We start from the raw sequence: 20,634 nt of genomic DNA on the forward strand, positions 1-20,634 counted from the left end.
ATCCGATTAAGCGAAGGGTTTTTTCGCAAATTTCAGTTTAGAAAATCTATTTTATTACTAACCAATATTTAAGAATAATTTAAAAAATGAGTGTTACTGCTATTTCCGTATGGAACAATTGTTTGGACTTTATCAAGGACAACATTCAACCGCAGGCATTCAAAACATGGTTTGAACCTATAAAGCCTGTCAAGTTAACGGATAAGGCATTAAGTATTCAAGTACCAAGTAAATTTTTCTACGAATGGCTCGAGGAGCATTATGTAAAACTTTTAAAGGTATCGCTAACCAAAGAGCTTGGTGAAAGCGCTAAATTAGTTTACATTATAAAAATGGAAAATACATACGGTAACAGAGAACCTTTTACCGAGAAAATTCCAAGTTCAAATAGAAGCACCGTTCCTGCACAAGAATTAGATGTTGCTATCAAATCTAAAAACCCACAATTAAAAAATCCATTTATAATTCCTGGGATTAGAAATATCAAGATAGAGTCACAACTTAATCCAAATTATAATTTCGAAAACTTTTTAGAAGGAGATTCAAACCGTTTAGCGCGTTCTGCTGGTATGGCTGTAGCAAATAAACCAGGAGGAACTTCTTTTAATCCACTATTAATTTTTGGTGGTGTTGGTTTAGGAAAAACACACTTAGCACACGCTATTGGTGTTGAAATAAAAGACAAGTACCCAGAACGTACTGTTCTATATATCTCTGCTGAAAAATTTACGCAACAATATATAGAATCTGTAAAGAAAAATACAAGAAACGATTTTATACATTTTTATCAGTTGATAGATGTATTAATTATTGATGACGTACAATTCTTATCAGGAAAATCAGGAACACAAGATGTTTTCTTTCATATATTCAACCATTTACATCAAAATGGAAAACAGGTTATCTTAACATCAGATAAAGCTCCTGTAGATATGCAAGATATTGAACAACGCTTGTTATCTCGATTTAAATGGGGACTATCCGCTGAATTGCAGAACCCAGATTACGAGACTAGAATTTCTATCTTAAAAAATAAATTATATCGTGATGGTGTTGAAATGCCTGATGATATTATAGAATACGTTGCAAAGCATATCAAAACAAATATTCGCGAATTAGAAGGTGCTATTATTTCATTAATTGCTCAGTCTTCTTTCAATAAAAAAGAAGTTACTTTAGATTTAGCGCAACAAGTTGTTGAAAAATTTGTTAAGAACACAAAACGTGAAGTTTCTATAGATTACATCCAGAAAGTAGTTTCTGACTATTTTGAAATGGATGTTGCAACCTTACAATCTAAAACAAGAAAGCGTCATATTGTACAAGCGAGACAGTTAGCGATGTTCTTTGCTAAGAAATTTACAAAAGCATCATTAGCTAGTATTGGTTCACAAATAGGGAAAAGAGATCACGCAACTGTTTTACACGCCTGTAAAACTGTGGATAATCTTGCCGAAACCGATAAACAATTTCGTAAATACATAGACGATCTTACTAAGAAATTTTCTTAATTACTATTTATGAAAACGAATATTCTAATGGTATGCCTCGGAAACATCTGTAGGTCGCCATTAGCCGAAGGTATCTTGCAGGACAAGCTAAACACAGCTTCTTTCTATGTAGATTCTGCTGGAACGGGAGATTATCATATTGGCAATCCACCAGATATTCGCTCTATTGCTGTTGCTAAAAAACACGGTATAGATATTTCTAATCAAAAGTGCAGACAATTTAAGAAAGAAGATTTTTCGGCATTTGATTACATCTATGTGATGGATGCTAAAAACTATCAAAATATCATTGCACTAGCTACCAATCAAGAAGAAAAATTAAAAGTCAAATTACTTTTAAGTGAATTAAATCTTGACAACAATGAAGTTCCGGACCCCTATTGGGATGATAATGGCTTCGAACATGTTTTTCAGTTAATTGATAGTGCTTGCACCATTGTTGCTGAAAAATTGAATTCTAAATAAACCGTTTCCTATGGATAATACAAAATTTGGTAAATTATACTTAATTCCTACTACATTAGGCGAGAATGAACCTTTAGAAGTATTACCCCTATCCGTAAAACAAGCCATTGAAAATATCAATTACTACATTGTAGAAAATGAAAAAACCGCACGAAGGTTTATAAAAAAAATTAGTTCCAAAAAATCACAAGGAGATTTAGTTTTAGAATCTCTTAATAAATTCACAGAACCAGAGATGATACCCACCTTTCTTCAACCTTGCTTAGAAGGCAAAGATGTTGGGATTATATCTGAAGCTGGCTGCCCAGGTATTGCAGATCCAGGAGCAGATGTGGTACGTATTGCTCACGAAAAAAACATCCGTGTTATTCCGTTAGTCGGACCATCATCAATTCTTTTAGCCCTTATGGCAAGCGGATTTAATGGTCAAAATTTTGCTTTTAACGGATACCTTCCTATTGATAACAGTGATCGAAAAAGTACAATTAAGCGATTAGAGCGACTATCAAAGGACGCAGATCAGTCACAAATATTTATTGAAACACCTTATAGAAATGATAAGCTTCTGGCGGAGTTAATTAAAACGGTACATCCATTTACAAAAATTTGTGTCGCCTGCGACATAACACTACCAACAGAACTAATTGCTACAAAAACAGCAAAAGATTGGACTACAGAGAATATTGATTTACATAAGAGACCTACAATATTTATCATTCAAGCATAAAAAAAGCCCTTGTAAAAATTTACAAGGGCTTTTTTTATATCTTTTTTATTTTAAAATTCTAGCATTTCTCTGGGGTTTGATGATAGAAATATCATATCCTGAGAACAAATTTATGTAACGAGCTATATTCGTTCCATAATCATCAAAAACATCATAAGCACCATAAGAACGTAAATACTTTTTTACATTACCTGGACCTGCTAAATGAGCTGCTGCAATAATACCAGACTCAGTTACATTAGAATTTCCGATTTTAATTCCCGAAAATCGCTCGATGTCTTTTCTCAAAATCCATTTATTACGAGCAATATTCTTCATAAAAGCTTCTTCTTGAAGCTCTGGATTTGATAAAAATCGGTCCACATTATAAATACCGACCAATTCAAGAGTACTTGCACCAAATTGATATTTACCTAAATACCCTAAAGAATTAATAATTCCGTATCTACCTCTTGATTCTTTAAAAGCTAAAGCTTCTTTAAAACCGATATAGGAGCTACCTACATACGGAGGTGTTAATAAAAATTTTGCATTAAAAGTTTCATTTTGGGGAAACGAAACTAACGTAGGTTTATTTACTTTAAGGCTATCCGGAACCAATACTGGTTTATTTTTGAATCCGAAACTAATTAAAATAAATGTAATGGCAAGGGGACAACTTATGCTGATCCACTTTCTCATATATCTGTTTTCTTAAGACTTACAGCAACAAAAAAGTAGCTTGCTTAAATTCGCGGGGCAAATGTACCGCTATACAGAATATTTTATTGTTGTAGAAATCATAAAAATTACCTCATTTAGATAAAGTGACGTTAAAATCAGACGTTTGACCTATCTTTTTATATTTTGGCTATTTATCCATCGGACGTACTGTTCTTTATTTTGGTTGTGTTGCGCAAGCGTTTTTGCGAACTTATGATATCCAAAATTTTCGACGTTGGCCACAAAATAGTAGTAATTATGTTCTTCTGGGTTTAAAACAGCATCAATAGCCGTGATATCTGGCATTGCAATTGGCCCCGGAGGTAATCCCGCATATTTATAGGTATTGTAAGGCGAATCTAGTTCCAAGTCACGATACAATACTCTCTTAATTATTTGATCAAAATCTCCCGTATGCAATTTTAGCGCATAAATAACGGTTGGATCTGCTTGCAAAAGTATTCCGTCACGCAGTCTATTTAAATACACCCCCGCTACTCTAGGGCGCTCATCTACTTTCGCTGTTTCTTTATGCACTACTGATGCCAACGTAGAAACTTGAATAGGCGTTAAATTCATGGCCTTTGCTTTAGCTGTTCTAGCATCATTCCAGAACCTCTTATATTCCGTAAACATTCTGTCTCTAAATTTTTCTGCTGAAGTATTCCAGAAAAACTCATAGCTATTAGGTATATACATCACTAATTTTGTCTGCTCATTAAATCCATTTTCTTTTAAAAAATCAGCATCATTAAATGCATTTAACAAAGACAAACTATCCGCTTCTATCTGAGTAGCAACCCTACCTGCTAAATCTTCAAGAGTTTCTTGGTTATTAAAAGCTAACTTTACAGGTAAATTCTTACTCCTTAGCGTATTAATGATCTCATTATTATTCATCCCCTTTGAAATGGCATACTTACCCGGTCTTACATGAGATGCGTATCCTTTTTTCTGCGCTGCAGACTCAAAAGAAGCGAAATCTTTTAATAATGGGGTTAACACTTCTTCTACAGTTGTAAAATTTGCATCTGAAGGGATATATACATAAGCTTGATCGTTATTAAATGCGGTATTAGGAGTAAAGAAAGCGCCATACACCATGTATACAAAAACACCTCCGATGATTAGTCCAATTATTAAAATTGCTAGAATTATTTTTTTCAAATACATTAATTAAAAATTTTTTGATAAAGAATTTCGTTTTTAAATTTTCCTTCGGATAAAATCCAATCTTTTTTAGTACCTATTTTTTCAAAACCTAACTTTTCGAAAAGATGTATGCTCGCATGATTATCCTCTAGAATATTGCAATACACTTGATGCATCTCTAAAGTTATACGCGAATATCCACAAAGTAGTTCTAGAGCCTCTGCCCCAAACCCATTATTCCGACGTTCTTCTGAAGCTATTACAACACCTATTCCAGCTTTGCGATTTTTAGGATCAAAATCAAACAAATCTATTAAACCAACAACCGTATCATCAAGAGAACAAATACACAAACGCAATTGTTTTACTTCATAAATGTCGCGATGCACATTATCAAGGTACATCTCTAAAACCTGTCTAGAATAGGGCGCAGTAGTACCACTAACCTCCCAAACCGCCGTAGTATTTTCTAATTGGTACAGAAAATCCAGATCTGAAGGTTCTAATGCTCTTAAGTAAACTTTTTCTCCTTTTAGACTATACATCTATTTCGCCTTTGAATACAAATTTTGCGGGTCCGGTTAAAAAAACATTAGAATACACATCAGCATTTACATCAAATTTAATTGTTAAATTTCCGCCTAGCGCTTTGACAAATATTTCATTGCTCGTTGTTTTCCCTGTTTTATGCATTGCTATTGCAGCTGCTGTTACACCTGTACCACAAGATAACGTCTCATCTTCCACACCTCTTTCATAAGTTCTCACCGAGAAATTAGTAGCATCTATCTGTTCTACAAAATTGATATTACTCCCCTTCTCTCCATATACGCCATAACGCAAGCGAGCTCCTTCTTTTTTTACTTGAAAATCTTTTAAATTAGCTACCATCTGAACATGATGAGGAGAGCCAGTATCTAAGAAAACCGCATTAGGCTTCTCTTTAATTTCCGCTACATCTTTCATTTGCAAACTAACTAACCCTTCCTTAATAGATGCTTTATGCAAACCATCAATGGCATTAAAAGAAGCGGAATCTTTTATAATATCCAAATATTTAGCGAAAGCCACCAAACATCTTCCTCCATTTCCACACATGGTACTTTCATTTCCATCAGAATTAAAATAAACCATTTTAAAATCTAATCCGTCCTCATTTTCCAATAGTATAAGACCATCTGCACCTACCCCAAATCTTCGATCACACAAGAACGCAATAAGGCTGGAATTCTCTTTATCAAATATATTTTGACGGTTATCAACCATTACAAAATCATTTCCCGTACCTTGAAATTTATAAAATGTAAGTTTCATCTTTTGCGTTTATAGCACAAAGGTAGCATTTTATTAAGGGAATTTTAGCAGTTAAAACAACGTTAAACAGAAAAATGATGTGTATTAAACTGTTAATTTTGTAGTACAAAAGTTAAAATGTAAATTGATTATGAAGAATATTGCGAATTTATTATTGGTTTCTGTGTTTGCAGGAGCTATTACGTTAGGAGCATACAAACTTTTTTTTGAACAAAACGCTTATATTTTCACAGATTCAGGAGCCACACCTTATACCACAGCTAGTTATACACCTACGAGTGCTAGAGGCGCAGGTATTAATGAGGTAGATTTTACTTCTGCCGCTGAAAGGACTGTCAATGCCGTTGTTCACGTTAAAAATGTAGCTATAAATAATGGTCCAAAGAATATCATGGAGTTTTTATATGGATATGAAACAGATTCAAGACCTCAGGTTAGAGGTGCTGGTTCTGGAGTAATTATCTCACCTGATGGATATATTGTCACTAACAACCATGTTATTGACGGTGCATCGCAACTCCAGATTACCTTAAATGACAACACCACGTATCAAGCCGAGTTAATTGGAACAGACCCTAATTCTGATATTGCTTTAATTAAAGTAGATACGGATCACAAATTGCCTTATTTAGCGTTTGGTGATTCTGATAATGCTAAAATTGGAGAATGGGTATTGGCTGTTGGTAACCCTTTTAATTTAACATCAACGGTGACTGCAGGTATTGTGAGCGCAAAAGCAAGATCACTAGGCGGAAGCAACCAATCTTTTCTTCAAACAGATGCTGCGGTTAACCCTGGAAATAGTGGTGGTGCGTTAGTAAATACGAATGGCGATTTAATAGGAATTAATACCGCTATAAGCTCTCAAACAGGATCATATGTAGGGTATTCTTTTGCCGTACCTAGTAATATAGCTAAAAAAGTGATTGATGATATTTTAGAATACGGAAATGTTCAAAAAGGCATTTTAGGTATTAAGACACCTTCATTAAATACACCATATGCTTTAGAAAAAGGCTTAAATGAATTGACTGGAATTTTTATCGATGGCGTAGAAGAAGATTCTGGTGCGGCAGATGCAAACCTAGAACGAGGAGATATCATCAAGCAAATAGACGAGGTTAAAATAAAAAATTTCCCACAACTTAATGGATACCTTGCTACAAAAAGACCTGGGGATGAAGTGCAAGTAACCATAGAACGAGAAGGAGAATTATTAACAATTCCTGTTTTATTAAAAGAGCGTCAAACGATTATCCTACCTATAATGGATTTAGAAGTAAAAAACTTGAATGAGAAAGATCGCAAGGATTTTAGAACTAAAAAAGGAGTCAAAATTGTAGGAGTTTCCGAACGCTATGAAGGATATGGCTTAGACGGCAAAGTATTACTTGCCGTTGGCGATGAAGAGATAAATGACATTAAAGACGCCAAAGTTTTGTTTGGAAAAATCACTAAATACCATAGTACAAGCATCACTATGTTGAATAAAAAGGGTGAAAAAGAACGTATTATTCTTCAATAACGTTTAAACAATTAATAAAAAATGCTCCCTAGTGGAGCATTTTTTATTAACACAAATTGTTACGAAAACGTTTGAATTCTCTATTTTTGCAGAAATTTTTAACAACTCAACTTAAAAATAACTGATGGACAAAATTAAATCTTACGAGAAAGAACTTGCTTTTCAAGCAGATAGGCGAAAGGCCACTACAGAGTTTATAAAAATTGTAAGCGACTTATGGTATGATAAATCTATTGAGGTCGTTTTATTTAAAAATCAAGTAATTGATAAAAATGTTAGTGACATTATCAACCTTCATCAATATGCCTGTGAATTTGTTCAAAAACCAATCTCGATATTTGATTCTGTAGAAATACTGAGAGCTATTAATGATATGAAATTACCTCCTTCTAAACTAGATATTGGTAAACTTACGTATGAATACCACGCAAACAATGATGACGAAGAACATGTAAAAGCTTTTGTTTTTAACAGGCTCAAAGATGCAGAAATAGCGGAAGTAATAAAGCCAAAGGACGTAGTGCTGTATGGTTTTGGTAGAATTGGTCGTCTTGTCGCTAGAGAATTAATGGCAAAAACAGGAAAAGGCAATCAAATGCGATTGAGAGCTATTGTGATTCGGGGTGCTATCAACAAAGATGTATTAGAAAAAAGAGCAAGCTTACTTCGTATAGATTCTATTCATGGCGAATTTAACGGCACTGTAGATATTGACGTTGAAAATAATGCTTTGATTATAAATGGTACTACAGTTCATATTATTAATGCAGACAAACCAGAAGACATTGATTACACTGCCTATGGAATTATAAATGCCTTGGTTATAGACAACACAGGAGCATTCAGAGATAAAGTTGCCTTGTCAAGACATTTAAAAGCTAAAGGAGCTGCAAAAGTATTATTAACGGCACCCGGACAAGGAATACCGAATATTGTTCATGGAGTTAACCATAAAGAATTTGACCCTAAAACAAATAAAATATTCTCCGCTGCCTCGTGTACCACGAATGCTATTACCCCAGTATTAAAAGTCATTGAAGATTCTTTAGGCGTTATCAAAGGTCATATTGAAACAATTCATGCGTTTACAAACGACCAAAATTTAGTGGATAATATGCACAATAAATACCGTCGTGGTAGAGCTGCTACCCTAAATATGGTGATTACTGAAACTGGAGCAGGTAAAGCTGTTACCAAAGCCTTACCTAGTTTAGTTGGAAAATTAACCTCTAATGCTATTCGCGTTCCCGTTCCAAATGGATCATTGGCTATTTTAAATTTAGAGATAGCTACTAAAACATCAAAAGAAGCGATAAATACGATTATGAAAAAATATGCTCTTCAAGGCGATTTGGTGGAGCAAATTAAATATTCTTTTAACAACGAATTGGTTTCCTCTGACATTGTAGGTACTTCTGCCCCATCTATATATGATAGCAAAGCTACTATTGTTTCCGAAGACGGAAAAAACATTGTTCTTTATATTTGGTATGATAATGAATACGGGTATTCGCACCAAGTAATTAGGCTCGCTAAGTATATTTCTAAGGTTAGACGCTTTACTTATTACTAATTTTTTTTCCTTTCTAATATTAATGAAGTAATTTAGCGCTTCTCTAAATCATTAAATAATTATTAAGAACACTTACTAGATGAAAAACATTAGATTATTACTTGTAACCTTAGCACTGTTATCGGTTAACTTACATTTTGCTCAAGAATCACAAGACGACACCGAAGAAGACGCGTCATTAGAATCAGGTTCAATACATGGGCAGTTTGATTACTTAGCTAAAAAATCTGGAAATTACAGAGCAGATGGCGTGTATTACGAAGTAGTAAAGATTACGAGCTTAGAAAAGCTAAAGCAAAATGTTATTGACACTCTTAATTTAATTAACAAGAGAACTACAGAACTAAATAAAGTTATTGTAGATAATGAAAAAGACATTAAATCTTTAAACGAAAAACTATCTGAAACAACAAACAATCTATCTTCTGTAACGGAAGAAAAAGATAGTATGTCCATTCTAGGTATTTTAATCGCAAAGGCTACTTATAATGTTATCTTATGGACGCTAATTGCAGCTCTTCTCCTATTTTTATTATTTTTTATCTATAAATTTAGAAATAGTAATATTCTTACTCAAGAAGCGAAGACAAACTTATCTGAGCTTGAAGTAGAATATGAGGAACATAGACGTAGAGCTTTAGAGAGAGAGCAAAAAATTAGCAGACAATACCAAGACGAGATTAATAAAAATAAAAAGGGTAAATAAACAGCCTTTTTATTTTTAATTCAATTTCTTAAATTCAAACAGGCAATCGTATTTTTGTCTGTTAAATTAGAACAACATGCGTATTGATATTATAACAGTTCTACCGGAATTACTCAAAAGTCCTTTTGAAGCTAGTATTCTAAAAAGAGCTATTGAAAAAGGTATTGTAGAAGTACACATGCATAACCTTAGAGATTATACCAATTTAAGCTACAACCAAATTGATGATTATCAATTTGGTGGTGGCGCAGGTATGGTTATGATGATTGAGCCTATAGACAAGTGCATCGCTGCATTGAAAGAGCAAAGAACGTACGATGAAGTTATTTATATGACTCCTGATGGCAAGACGTTAAATCAGAAAGTAGCAAATAGCATGTCGCTCTTAGAAAATATTATTATTCTCTGTGGCCATTATAAAGGCGTAGACCAAAGGGTTCGCGACGCGTATATTACTAAAGAAATATCTATAGGAGATTATGTTTTATCCGGAGGGGAATTAGGAGCAGCTGTTTTCTGTGATACCATTATTCGCTTAATCCCCGGAGTATTAAGTAATGAAACTTCCGCCTTAACAGATACCTTTCAAGATGATTTATTAGCTCCTCCTGTCTATACCAGACCTGCAGAATATAAAGGAATGCATGTTCCTGAAATTCTTTTAAGCGGAAATTTTCCTAAAATAGAAAAGTGGAGAGAAGATAAAGCTTACGAGCGCACTGAAAAGCTTAGACCTGATTTATTGAAATAAAAACTCATGTCTTCTAAAACCAGATTAAAGGTTTAAAAAAAATAAGTGATTTTTTTAAAATAAACAAGATTGAAATATTGTCACTTATCAATATTTTACTACTTTTGCAATCCAATAAATCAACCTCTGACGAAAATCGTGAATGTTGCTTTATAACAAACAGTAAATCAATACGATGGAAGCATTATTAAAATTTGTTCAAGACGAATTTGTAACTAAAAAAGAATTTCCTAATTTCTCAGCAGGTGATACAATTACCGTATACTATGAAATTAAGGAAGGTGAAAAGACACGTACTCAGTTTTTTAGAGGTGTTGTAATACAAAGAAGAGGTTCTGGATCATCAGAAACTTTTACCATTAGAAAAATGTCTGGAACAGTAGGAGTTGAACGTATCTTCCCTATTAACTTGCCTGCATTACAAAAAGTAGAAGTTAACAAAAGAGGTAAAGTTAGAAGATCTCGTATCTTTTACTTCAGAGGACTTACTGGTAAGAAAGCAAGAATTAAAGAAATTCGTTCTTAATTTAAGACCTAAATACTATAGAAACCCGCTTTTAGCGGGTTTTTTTACACCCAAAAAGTATAAAAAAGTTTTCTGAATTTGGAAAACTGAAATAAAAAACCTATTTTCATAGTATAAATAGTGAAGCAAATGCAATCAAGGGTTGCCGTTTTGTAAATAGACAAGACAAAAAGATTTGTAAACTATTCCAAAAAAGCCATATCAAATGCTAAATGCAGTGATATGGCTTTTATCGTTTTGATAACAAAAAAAAATAACATTTTAGTACATATTACATCATATTATCCTTAAATCTACCCAAGGTAAAACATGAAAATATCGTATATTCGCACCGCTTAATTCAAATAAACTGCAATAATGCCAAAAATAATTTATACTAAGACTGACGAAGCTCCAGCTTTGGCAACTCAGTCCTTCTTACCAATAGTTAAAGCATTTACAAAAACATCAGGAATAAAGATAGAGACTAAAGATATTTCTTTAGCTGGAAGAATCATTGCAACCTTCCCTGATTTTCTTAAAGAAGATCAACGTATTGCCGATGATTTAAAAGAATTAGGGGCACTGGTAAAGAGCCCAGATGCCAATATTATTAAGCTTCCAAATATTAGCGCTTCTGTTCCTCAACTAAAAGAGGCAATCACTGAATTACAAGAAAAAGGATATGCGTTACCAAATTATCCAGATGAAATTAAGTCAGAAGAAGATAAAGATGTAAAGTCTCGTTATGACAAGATTAAAGGGAGTGCTGTAAACCCAATATTACGCGAAGGAAACTCTGATCGTAGAGCTCCTAGAGCGGTAAAAAATTACGCCAAGAAAAATCCACATTCAATGGGTCCTTGGAGTTCAGATTCTAAAACTCAAGTAGCTACTATGGGGGAAAATGACTTCAAAACAAATGAAAAGTCATTAACTCTTCCTAAAGCGACTAAAATAAATATAGAATTTATAGCAGCCGATGGTACAAAATCTATATTAAAAGAAAACTTAGGCCTTCTTGAAGGTGAAATTATTGATGCTACGGTATTAGGTAAAACAGCATTAATTAACTTCTTAAAAAAGGAAATTAAAGACGCTAAAGAAAAAGGAGTTCTTTTATCGGTGCATTTAAAAGCCACCATGATGAAAGTATCTGACCCAATTATATTTGGTCACGTTGTAGAAACTTATTTCGAAGCTGTATTCTCTAAGTATGCTGATACTTTTAAGGAATTAGGAGTTAGTGCGAACAACGGCTTAGAGAGCCTTTTAAATAAGCTAAATAGCCTACCTGAAGCTAAGCATAAGGAAATTCTTTCTGCTATAGAAAACACAATAGCAAACGGACCTGATTTAGCTATGGTAAATTCTGATAAAGGAATTACCAACCTTCATGTACCTAGCGATGTTATTGTTGATGCTTCTATGCCTGCTATGATCAGAAATTCTGGTAAAATGTGGGATAAAAATGGAAAAGCACAAGATACCAAAGCAATAATTCCAGATAGTAGTTACGCTGGCATATACCAAGTAACCATAGATTTCTGTAAAAAACATGGCGCTTTTGATCCTACTACAATGGGAACTGTTCCTAATGTTGGTCTTATGGCTCAAAAAGCAGAAGAATACGGATCTCACGACAAAACATTTGAAATAAGTGCAAAAGGCAAAGTAAACATTCTTGATTTAAATTCTAATGAAGTATTACTTTCTCACGATGTTGAAGAGGGTGATATTTTTAGAATGTGTCAAGTTAAAGATGCTCCTATTCAAGATTGGATAAAACTTGCTGTTTCTAGAGCAAGAGCATCGCAATTACCTACTATTTTCTGGTTGGACGAAAACCGTGCTCACGATGCTGAATTAATTAAAAAGGTAAATACTTACCTACCTAATTACGACACCAAAGGTTTAGATATAAGAATTCTTTCTCCAGAAGATGCTACCCAAGCAACTCTTGAAAGAATTATTAAAGGAGAAGATACCATTTCTGTTTCTGGTAACGTTTTACGTGATTATTTAACAGATTTATTTCCAATTTTAGAAGTTGGTACAAGTGCAAAAATGCTTTCTATAGTTCCTTTAATGAACGGAGGAGGTTTATTTGAAACTGGTGCTGGTGGTTCTGCTCCAAAGCATGTAGAACAATTTTTAGAAGAAGGACATTTAAGATGGGATTCTCTTGGAGAATTTCTAGCCCTAGGAGTATCTTTAGAACATTACAGCGAAAAGTATTCTAATGAAAAAGCTTTGGTTTTAGCTGATGCATTAGATGCCGCTACTGAAAAATTCCTAGATAACGATAAATCGCCTTCTAGAAAAGTAGGTGAACTAGACAATAGAGGCAGTCATTTCTACTTAACATTATATTGGGCAGAAGAGTTAGCGAAACAAGATAAAAATGCGGAGCTAAAAGCTGAGTTTACACCAATATCGAATGCTTTGAAAAGTAATGAAGCAAAAATTATTCAAGAGCTAAATAACGCTCAAGGTCATAAAGTAGAAATTAATGGTTATTACAAAGGAGACGATGCTTTAATTGCTAAAGCAATGCGCCCAAGTGAAACATTTAATACGATTCTAGCTGCATTATAATTTCAGCTAAAATCTACCTTAAAAGCCATCTTTAATTCTAAAGATGGCTTTTTTTATTAACAAATATTCCTAGTGTAAAAAGATTCAATTCTAGTATTTTTACTAAAAATTGCAATCAATGAATCAAATTAACTATTTACTCTTATTTCTAGTAGCGCTCATTTCATTCTCTGGAATATCTCAAGAAAAATTTTCCATTAGTGGGAGTATCAGTGAAACGAAAAGTAATGAGACTTTAATTGGTGTTACTATTGCCGTTCCTCAATTAGCGACAGGAGTAACCACTAATGAATACGGGTTCTATTCCCTATCGCTACCTGCAGGAGAATATACTCTCGAAATTAGCTATTTAGGCTACCAAACCTTAAACAAAACCATCGTTTTAAACCAAAACACAAAGCTTAATCTCCAATTAGAGGAGTCTGCAGAGCAATTGCAAGAAATTGTTGTAGTAGAAAATGTTGAAAAAACAGATCTTCGTACTCCTCAAATGAGCGTGAGTAATTTAGCGGTTAAAACCATAAAAAAAATACCCGTCGTTTTAGGTGAATCTGATGTTCTTAAAGCCATTGTTTTACTTCCTGGAGTTAGTAACGCAGGTGAAGGTTCTTCTGGTTTCAATGTTAGAGGTGGTTCTGCTGATCAAAATCTAATTCTTTTAGATGAAGCTACAATTTTTAATTCATCACATCTTTTCGGTTTTTTCTCTGTTTTTAATCCAGATGCAATAAAAGACATTAAACTTTTTAAAGGGGGAATTCCATCGCGCTACGGTGGACGTGTATCTTCCGTTTTAGAAATATTTCAAAAGGAAGGCAATAGTAAAGCGTTCAAAGTAAATGGAGGTATTGGATTAGTCGCTAGTAGACTACTCCTAGAAGGCCCTATAATAAAAGATAAAGCTGCATTTCTTATAGGAGGTAGATCTTCTTACGCACATTTATTTTTACCTCTTTTTGATATAGATAATAAGGCTTATTTCTATGATTTAAATACAAAATTGAATTTTAAACTAAATGACCGCAACAATATTTTCTTATCAGGGTACTTTGGAAGGGATGTTTTTAGCATCAGTGATAGTTTCGTAAACACGTACGGTAATACCGTGGGTAATCTGAGATGGAATCATCTCTTTTCCGATAAGCTATTTTCTAATTTATCATTAATCTATTCCGACTACTACTATGGTTTAAAATTAGATTTTGTCGGATTTGAATGGAATTCAGGTATTCAGAATTTTAATTTAAAGTACGATCTTAAACATTACGTGAAAAATAACCTTCAAATTAATTACGGTATAAATAATATTTATTATCAATTTAACCCTGGAAAAATTGTACCGAGTAGTGAAGATTCCGGGATTGTAGAAGAACAACTTATTCAGAAATATGCCAATGAATTTGCGGCCTATATAGATATAGAGCATGATATTACAGATAAATTAAGTGTAGAATATGGGTTAAGACTTAGTAATTTTAATAGGTTAGGACAAGAGGAAATAAATGTTTATGCCAACAATAACCCTCTAGATTTTAATTCAGACCTTTTAATTTACGAAAAAGCAGACCCTATTGCAACAAATACAGTTGGAAGAAAGACATCCCTAAAAACGTTTACGAATCTTGAACCAAGAATATCAATGTCTTATAAGCTGAATGATGATAATTCTATTAAATCTAGCTACACAAGATTAGCACAATATTTACATCTATTGTCAAATACCAACTCACCTACTCCATTAGATGTATGGACACCAAGTGGCTCTTTTATAAAACCTCAATTATTAGATCAATATGCCTTGGGTTATTTTAGAAATTTAAAAAATGGGGACTATTCCCTTGAAACGGAAGTTTATTATAAAAAAATAAAAAATAGAATTGACTATATAGATGGTGCTAATTTAATTGCGAACAATGCCATTGAACAAGTCATCCTAAACGGTGAGGCCAGAGCGTATGGATTAGAAATTTTATTTCGAAAAAATGTGGGGAAATTCCAAGGATGGCTGTCGTATACCTTGTCAAAATCAGAACAACATACTCCAGGTAGAGTTGCAACCAGTACAAACGGGATTAGCCCATTAGAAACAGGTATTAACAATGGAGAGTGGTATAATACGCCTTATGATAAAACCCATGACGTTTCTGTTTTTGGGAGTTATGAGCTTAATGAAAAATGGGATATCAATGCCAATTTCGTATTTCAAACCGGACAACCCACGAACTATCCTATAGGCCAGTTTGAATTTCAAGGGCTAACTGTTCCTTATTATGGACAGAGAAACTCAGAAAGGCTTCCCAATTATAACAGACTAGATATTTCTGCGACCTTAACTCCCACAAAAAATAAGAACAGAAAAATACAAGGGGAATGGGTTTTTAGTATTTATAACGTGTATAATCGTAAAAACGCAGCTTCCATTAATTTTAGCAACAATAATGAAACGGGAGTCAATGAAGCAGTAAGAACTTCTATATTCGGAATTGTACCTGCAGTAACTTATAACTTTAAATTTTAAGCGATGAAAAATATATATTTCATACTATTAGTCTCTTTAGTAGCTTTAGGTTGCGAAGATGTAATTGACGTAGATGTGCCAACAGAACAATCCAGATTAGTTATTGATGGCCTTATACGCGTATCTGATACAGAGACAAATACTGACCTGGTAATAAAAACAAGTTTATCCAATTCTTTTTTTGAGATGATAACCCCGTTAACGGTTACAAGTGTGGTAATAAAAACCAGCAATAGCAGCGCCGAAATTACGCTTATTGAATCGCAAACAGGAACATACACCACCAGCGTATCCACAGAAATTTTAAAAGAAGGACCAATTACGCTAAACATTGTGTACAATAATGAAACCTATGAAGGAATTTCCACGTTTACTTCTTCTGCTCCAATCGATAAATTGATTCAGGGAGAAGGCACTTTGTTTGATGATGACGAAACAGAAATTATCATCGCGTATACGGATAATATAGCTACTGAAAATTTCTATCTGTTTGACTTTGATTTTAATGAGTTTTTAGTGTCTGAAGATACTTTTTATGAAGGAGAGCAATTTGAATTCTCCTATTTTTATGATTCAGATTTAGAAGCAGGGCGAACCGCACAAGTAAGTATATTGGGAGTAGATGAAACCTTTTATAATTATATGAATCAAATAATTGCACAAAGTGGTGGTAGTCAAGGGCCTTTTCAAACTCCTGCTGGTACCGTTCGTGGTAATATCATAAACACCACTACAGTTGAAAATTACGCTTTAGGCTATTTTTCAATTTCTGAAACTTTTACACAACTAATTACTATTGAATAAGGTATAAGAAATCATGCATACAGATAAAGACATTTTAGTTAAAGGATTAAAATATTTAGGCTATACCGTAGCGTTAATGTTTTCTGCTCCAGTTGTAATCTACCAAGCCTTTAAAAACCAAGAACACTCCTTGTATATCCCAGTATTAATTTTGGGCTTTATATTAGCTATAGCAGCGTTATTTATGGCTTTCTTAGGTATAAAAACGATAATGGATAGCCTATTTGGTAAAAAACAGAAAAAGAAATAAGCATATTCTACCATATAAATAACAAACTGCCATTTACAATTCATGTAAGTGGCTTTTTTTTGCTTTAAAACTACAGACATCTGCATTTAAAAACGAGCATCATATACGTCTTACCCCTTCAGGATACCAACTAAAAATTGACACAAGACAGGAAAAAGGAAGTCTTGAGCGGTGTTTAAGTATTAATAGAGTGCATAAAAACGAATTATACGCTACAGGATTCTTCGAAGTCTTAAGAACAAACTTGCACTTGGGTAATGATTTAATATTAGGTAGAGCGCTATACTCCCGTGTACCTTGCAGAAGATACAATACTACACAAACCTATATAAACAAAAAAAGTCCTCAATATTTCTATTGAGGACTTAATTAAAAAAAGGCGACGACCTACTCTCCCACTTGGTATAGCAGTACCATCGGCGCTGATAGGCTTAACTTCCCTGTTCGGAATGGTAAGGGGTGGACCCTATCGCCATGGTCACCTTAAATCTTTGTACTACACCTACGGTATAGCAACTAATATTGTTAACATATTAAAGGGACAAAATGGGTGGTATAACCACTCACATAAAACACTTGTATATAATTAAAGTAAGCTACGATTTACGGCTTATGTAATGTAAAAAGGAAGTCCGCCCCCTAATTAAAGGGGGCAAGTTGTGCAAGCCTATGGGCTATTAGTACTACTTGGCTACAGACATTACTGCCCTTCTACCTATAGCCTATCAACGTGGTCATCTCCCACGGCCCTTTAAAGAAATCTCATCTTGTGGCTGGTTTCGCGCTTATATGCTTTCAGCGCTTATCCAATCCCGACATAGCTACCCAGCAATGCTCCTGGCGGAACAACTGGTGCACCAGAGGTCAGTCCAACTCGGTCCTCTCGTACTAGAGTCAGATCCACGCAAATTTCTAACGCCCGCAGTAGATAGAGACCGAACTGTCTCACGACGTTCTGAACCCAGCTCGCGTGCCACTTTAATGGGCGAACAGCCCAACCCTTGGGACCTTCTCCAGCCCCAGGATGTGACGAGCCGACATCGAGGTGCCAAACCCCCCCGTCGATATGAGCTCTTGGGGGAGATCAGCCTGTTATCCCCGGCGTACCTTTTATCCTTTGAGCGATGGCCCTTCCATGCGGAACCACCGGATCACTATGCTCTTGTTTCCAACCTGTTCGGCCTGTATGCCTCTCAGTCAAGCACCCTTGTGCCATTGCACTCTACGTACGATTACCAACCGTACTGAGGGTACCTTTAGAAGCCTCCGTTACTCTTTTGGAGGCGACCACCCCAGTCAAACTACCCACCACGCACTGTTCCCTAGTGTTAGGGTTAGGCCCTAGATAAGCAAAGGCTGGTATTTCAACAATGACTCCACAACGCCTGGCGACGCCGCTTCAAAGTCTCCCAGCTATCCTACACATTACTTACCCAGAACCAATACGAAGCTATAGTAAAGGTGCACGGGGTCTTTTCGTCCCACTGCGGGTAACCGGCATCTTCACCGATACTACAATTTCACCGAGCTCATGGCCGAGACAGTGTCCAGATCGTTGCACCATTCGTGCAGGTCGGAACTTACCCGACAAGGAATTTCGCTACCTTAGGACCGTTATAGTTACGGCCGCCGTTTACTGGGGCTTCAATTCAATGCTTCGCCGAAACTAACATCTCCTCTTAACCTTCCAGCACCGGGCAGGTGTCAGGCCCTATACTTCATCTTTCGATTTTGCAGAGCCCTGTGTTTTTGATAAACAGTCGCCTGGACCTCTTCACTGCGGCCCTCCTAAAAGGAGGGCGACCCTTCTCCCGAAGTTACGGGTCTATTTTGCCTAGTTCCTTAGCCATGAATCTCTCGAGCGCCTTAGAATACTCATCCCAACCACCTGTGTCGGTTTACGGTACGGGCTGCTTCACTTGTTTTTCTCGGAGGATGTTACGCTGGATTATCGACGCAGCCGAAGCTTTATCGTACTATCGGGGTGTCACCACTCCCTTCAACGCGCTATTCCGTCAGCGCGCACCAACACCACATCCCCGTCACTTTTAGCGTGAGCAGGTAGCAGAATATTAACTGCTTGTCCATCCACTACCCCTTTCGGGTTCGCGTTAGGTCCCGACTGACCCCCAGCTGATTAGCATAGCTGGGGAAACCTTGGTCTTTCGGCGTGCGGGTTTCTCGCCCGCATTATCGTTACTTATGCCTACATTTTCGTTTCTATGCGTTCCAGCAACCCTTACAGATCACCTTCAACACCCATAGAATGCTCCCCTACCCCTCTGTACCGAGTACAGAAGCCATAGCTTCGGTGGTATACTTATGCCCGATTATTATCCATGCGGAATCGCTCGACCAGTGAGCTGTTACGCACTCTTTAAATGAATGGCTGCTTCCAAGCCAACATCCTGGCTGTCAATGCAATTCCACCGCGTTATATCAACTTAGTATACACTTGGGGACCTTAGCTGATGGTCCGGGTTCTTTCCCTCTCGGACATGGACCTTAGCACCCATGCCCTCACTGCTGTGAAACATTTTATAGCATTCGGAGTTTGTCAGGAATTGGTAGGCGGTGAAGCCCCCGCATCCAATCAGTAGCTCTACCTCTATAAAACTATCACAACGCTGCACCTAAATGCATTTCGGGGAGTACGAGCTATTTCCGAGTTTGATTGGCCTTTCACCCCTACCCACAGGTCATCCCAAGACTTTTCAACGTCAACGGGTTCGGTCCTCCACTTTGGGTTAACAAAGCTTCAACCTGCCCATGGGTAGATCACACGGTTTCGCGTCTACTACTACTAACTATGGCGCCCTATTCAGACTCGCTTTCGCTACGGCTCCGATCCTTAAAATCTTAACCTTGCTAGTAAAAGTAACTCGTAGGCTCATTATGCAAAAGGCACGCCGTCACCCCTAAAGGCTCCGACCGCTTGTAAGCGTATGGTTTCAGGATCTTTTTCACTCCGTTATTCACGGTTCTTTTCACCTTTCCCTCACGGTACTGGTTCACTATCGGTCTCTCAGGAGTATTTAGCCTTACCGGATGGTCCCGGCAAATTCATACAAGGTTTCACGTGCCCCGCACTACTCAGGATACCACTATCAATAACGTCCTTTACTTATACCGGGCTATCACCGTCTTCGGCCTATCTTTCCAAATAGTTCTAATTCATCGCGCATCAAATATCGTGGTCCTACAACCCCAGCATTGCCGAAACAATACTGGTTTGGGCTAATCCGCGTTCGCTCGCCACTACTAACGGAATCACTTTTGTTTTCTCCTCCTCCGGCTACTTAGATGTTTCAGTTCACCGGGTTTGCTTGATCTTACGATCACGACTGGCCTTCAACCAGACAGGTTGCCCCATTCGGATATCCGCGGATCACAAGTTGTGTGCACCTCCCCGCAGCTTTTCGCAGCTTATCACGTCCTTCATCGCCTCTGAGAGCCTAGGCATCCCCCATACGCCCTTTTCTAGCTTGTCACTAGTCCTTTTTATTCTATTATATAAATTACTACTGTATAAA

At 36.0% G+C, this 20,634-nt stretch carries 16 protein-coding genes and 2 rRNA genes; 12 read left to right on the plus strand and 6 right to left on the minus strand.

Annotated features, from left to right (window positions below):
- Window positions 1–86: 86 nt before the first annotated feature.
- The 3 genes from dnaA to GQR94_RS00015 are packed head-to-tail and all read left to right on the plus strand — an operon-like array spanning window position 87 to window position 2,703.
- The gene (dnaA, locus tag GQR94_RS00005; RefSeq protein ID WP_158973406.1) at window positions 87–1,511 is read left to right on the plus strand and encodes a chromosomal replication initiator protein DnaA; all 1,425 of its coding nucleotides are present in this window, start codon (window positions 87–89) and stop codon (window positions 1,509–1,511) included.
- A 9-nt stretch (window positions 1,512–1,520) separates the two neighbouring features.
- Complete coding sequence (locus tag GQR94_RS00010) at window positions 1,521–1,976, plus strand: low molecular weight protein-tyrosine-phosphatase (protein ID WP_158973407.1); 456 nt, start codon at window positions 1,521–1,523, stop codon at window positions 1,974–1,976.
- Between the two features lie 10 nt (window positions 1,977–1,986).
- Window positions 1,987–2,703, plus strand: a complete 717-nt coding sequence (locus tag GQR94_RS00015; RefSeq protein ID WP_158973408.1) for an SAM-dependent methyltransferase — start codon at window positions 1,987–1,989, stop codon at window positions 2,701–2,703.
- A 45-nt stretch (window positions 2,704–2,748) separates the two neighbouring features.
- Here GQR94_RS00015 and GQR94_RS00020 read toward each other — a convergent pair whose 3' ends face one another.
- The 4 genes from GQR94_RS00020 to dapF form a co-directional block, all read right to left on the minus strand.
- Window positions 2,749–3,384, minus strand: coding sequence for a hypothetical protein (locus tag GQR94_RS00020; RefSeq protein WP_158973409.1), 636 nt, complete (start codon window positions 3,382–3,384; stop codon window positions 2,749–2,751).
- A 150-nt stretch (window positions 3,385–3,534) separates the two neighbouring features.
- Window positions 3,535–4,578: an endolytic transglycosylase MltG gene (gene mltG / locus GQR94_RS00025; RefSeq protein ID WP_158973410.1), complete on the minus strand. Its 1,044-nt coding sequence runs from the start codon at window positions 4,576–4,578 to the stop codon at window positions 3,535–3,537.
- Complete coding sequence (locus GQR94_RS00030) at window positions 4,578–5,102, minus strand: GNAT family N-acetyltransferase (protein ID WP_158973411.1); 525 nt, start codon at window positions 5,100–5,102, stop codon at window positions 4,578–4,580. The genes mltG and GQR94_RS00030 overlap by 1 nt, the downstream gene beginning before the upstream one ends.
- Window positions 5,095–5,871: a diaminopimelate epimerase gene (gene dapF / locus GQR94_RS00035; protein WP_158973412.1), complete on the minus strand. Its 777-nt coding sequence runs from the start codon at window positions 5,869–5,871 to the stop codon at window positions 5,095–5,097. The genes GQR94_RS00030 and dapF overlap by 8 nt, the downstream gene beginning before the upstream one ends.
- Window positions 5,872–6,001: 130 nt before the next feature.
- Between dapF and GQR94_RS00040 the strand changes: the two genes are divergently transcribed.
- From GQR94_RS00040 to GQR94_RS00080, 9 genes are all read left to right on the plus strand, one after another.
- On the plus strand, window positions 6,002–7,396 hold the full coding sequence (locus tag GQR94_RS00040) for a S1C family serine protease (protein WP_158973413.1): 1,395 nt from the start codon (window positions 6,002–6,004) through the stop codon (window positions 7,394–7,396).
- Window positions 7,397–7,520: 124 nt separating this feature from the next.
- On the plus strand, window positions 7,521–8,969 hold the full coding sequence (locus GQR94_RS00045; RefSeq protein ID WP_158973414.1) for a glyceraldehyde-3-phosphate dehydrogenase: 1,449 nt from the start codon (window positions 7,521–7,523) through the stop codon (window positions 8,967–8,969).
- 79 nt (window positions 8,970–9,048) lie between these two features.
- Window positions 9,049–9,675 carry a tRNA (guanine-N1)-methyltransferase gene (locus tag GQR94_RS00050; RefSeq protein ID WP_158973415.1) on the plus strand — a complete coding sequence of 209 codons (627 nt, stop codon included), beginning with the start codon at window positions 9,049–9,051 and terminating at the stop codon, window positions 9,673–9,675.
- Window positions 9,676–9,751: 76 nt separating this feature from the next.
- On the plus strand, window positions 9,752–10,426 hold the full coding sequence (gene trmD / locus GQR94_RS00055) for a tRNA (guanosine(37)-N1)-methyltransferase TrmD (protein ID WP_158973416.1): 675 nt from the start codon (window positions 9,752–9,754) through the stop codon (window positions 10,424–10,426).
- A gap of 175 nt (window positions 10,427–10,601) precedes the next feature.
- Complete coding sequence (gene rplS / locus GQR94_RS00060) at window positions 10,602–10,952, plus strand: 50S ribosomal protein L19 (protein WP_158973417.1); 351 nt, start codon at window positions 10,602–10,604, stop codon at window positions 10,950–10,952.
- A 357-nt stretch (window positions 10,953–11,309) separates the two neighbouring features.
- The gene (locus GQR94_RS00065; RefSeq protein ID WP_158973418.1) at window positions 11,310–13,529 is read left to right on the plus strand and encodes an NADP-dependent isocitrate dehydrogenase; all 2,220 of its coding nucleotides are present in this window, start codon (window positions 11,310–11,312) and stop codon (window positions 13,527–13,529) included.
- Between the two features lie 118 nt (window positions 13,530–13,647).
- Window positions 13,648–16,047: a TonB-dependent receptor gene (locus GQR94_RS00070; protein WP_158973419.1), complete on the plus strand. Its 2,400-nt coding sequence runs from the start codon at window positions 13,648–13,650 to the stop codon at window positions 16,045–16,047.
- A 3-nt stretch (window positions 16,048–16,050) separates the two neighbouring features.
- Window positions 16,051–16,851: a DUF4249 family protein gene (locus tag GQR94_RS00075; protein WP_158973420.1), complete on the plus strand. Its 801-nt coding sequence runs from the start codon at window positions 16,051–16,053 to the stop codon at window positions 16,849–16,851.
- Between the two features lie 13 nt (window positions 16,852–16,864).
- Window positions 16,865–17,101, plus strand: coding sequence for a DUF6095 family protein (locus GQR94_RS00080; RefSeq protein ID WP_158973421.1), 237 nt, complete (start codon window positions 16,865–16,867; stop codon window positions 17,099–17,101).
- Window positions 17,102–17,475: 374 nt separating this feature from the next.
- Here GQR94_RS00080 and rrf read toward each other — a convergent pair.
- Window positions 17,476–17,587, minus strand: a 5S ribosomal RNA gene (gene rrf / locus GQR94_RS00085).
- 171 nt (window positions 17,588–17,758) lie between these two features.
- Window positions 17,759–20,593, minus strand: a 23S ribosomal RNA gene (locus GQR94_RS00090).
- Between the last annotated feature and the right edge of the window lie 41 nt (window positions 20,594–20,634).

Origin of the sequence: Cellulophaga sp. L1A9 (assembly GCF_009797025.1) — a bacterium.
GTDB lineage: Bacteria > Bacteroidota > Bacteroidia > Flavobacteriales > Flavobacteriaceae > Cellulophaga.

Coding starts and splice junctions, on each gene's coding strand:
- GQR94_RS00020 (WP_158973409.1), bottom strand. CDS start 3,384: ATGAGAAAGTGGATCAGCATAAGTTGTCCCCTTGCCATTACATTTATT.
- GQR94_RS00065 (WP_158973418.1), top strand. CDS start 11,310: ATGCCAAAAATAATTTATACTAAGACTGACGAAGCTCCAGCTTTGGCA.
- GQR94_RS00045 (WP_158973414.1), top strand. CDS start 7,521: ATGGACAAAATTAAATCTTACGAGAAAGAACTTGCTTTTCAAGCAGAT.
- GQR94_RS00050 (WP_158973415.1), top strand. CDS start 9,049: ATGAAAAACATTAGATTATTACTTGTAACCTTAGCACTGTTATCGGTT.
- GQR94_RS00015 (WP_158973408.1), top strand. CDS start 1,987: ATGGATAATACAAAATTTGGTAAATTATACTTAATTCCTACTACATTA.
- GQR94_RS00075 (WP_158973420.1), top strand. CDS start 16,051: ATGAAAAATATATATTTCATACTATTAGTCTCTTTAGTAGCTTTAGGT.
- dnaA (WP_158973406.1), top strand. CDS start 87: ATGAGTGTTACTGCTATTTCCGTATGGAACAATTGTTTGGACTTTATC.
- GQR94_RS00040 (WP_158973413.1), top strand. CDS start 6,002: ATGAAGAATATTGCGAATTTATTATTGGTTTCTGTGTTTGCAGGAGCT.
- GQR94_RS00070 (WP_158973419.1), top strand. CDS start 13,648: ATGAATCAAATTAACTATTTACTCTTATTTCTAGTAGCGCTCATTTCA.
- GQR94_RS00030 (WP_158973411.1), bottom strand. CDS start 5,102: ATGTATAGTCTAAAAGGAGAAAAAGTTTACTTAAGAGCATTAGAACCT.
- GQR94_RS00080 (WP_158973421.1), top strand. CDS start 16,865: ATGCATACAGATAAAGACATTTTAGTTAAAGGATTAAAATATTTAGGC.
- rplS (WP_158973417.1), top strand. CDS start 10,602: ATGGAAGCATTATTAAAATTTGTTCAAGACGAATTTGTAACTAAAAAA.
- mltG (WP_158973410.1), bottom strand. CDS start 4,578: ATGTATTTGAAAAAAATAATTCTAGCAATTTTAATAATTGGACTAATC.
- trmD (WP_158973416.1), top strand. CDS start 9,752: ATGCGTATTGATATTATAACAGTTCTACCGGAATTACTCAAAAGTCCT.
- GQR94_RS00010 (WP_158973407.1), top strand. CDS start 1,521: ATGAAAACGAATATTCTAATGGTATGCCTCGGAAACATCTGTAGGTCG.
- dapF (WP_158973412.1), bottom strand. CDS start 5,871: ATGAAACTTACATTTTATAAATTTCAAGGTACGGGAAATGATTTTGTA.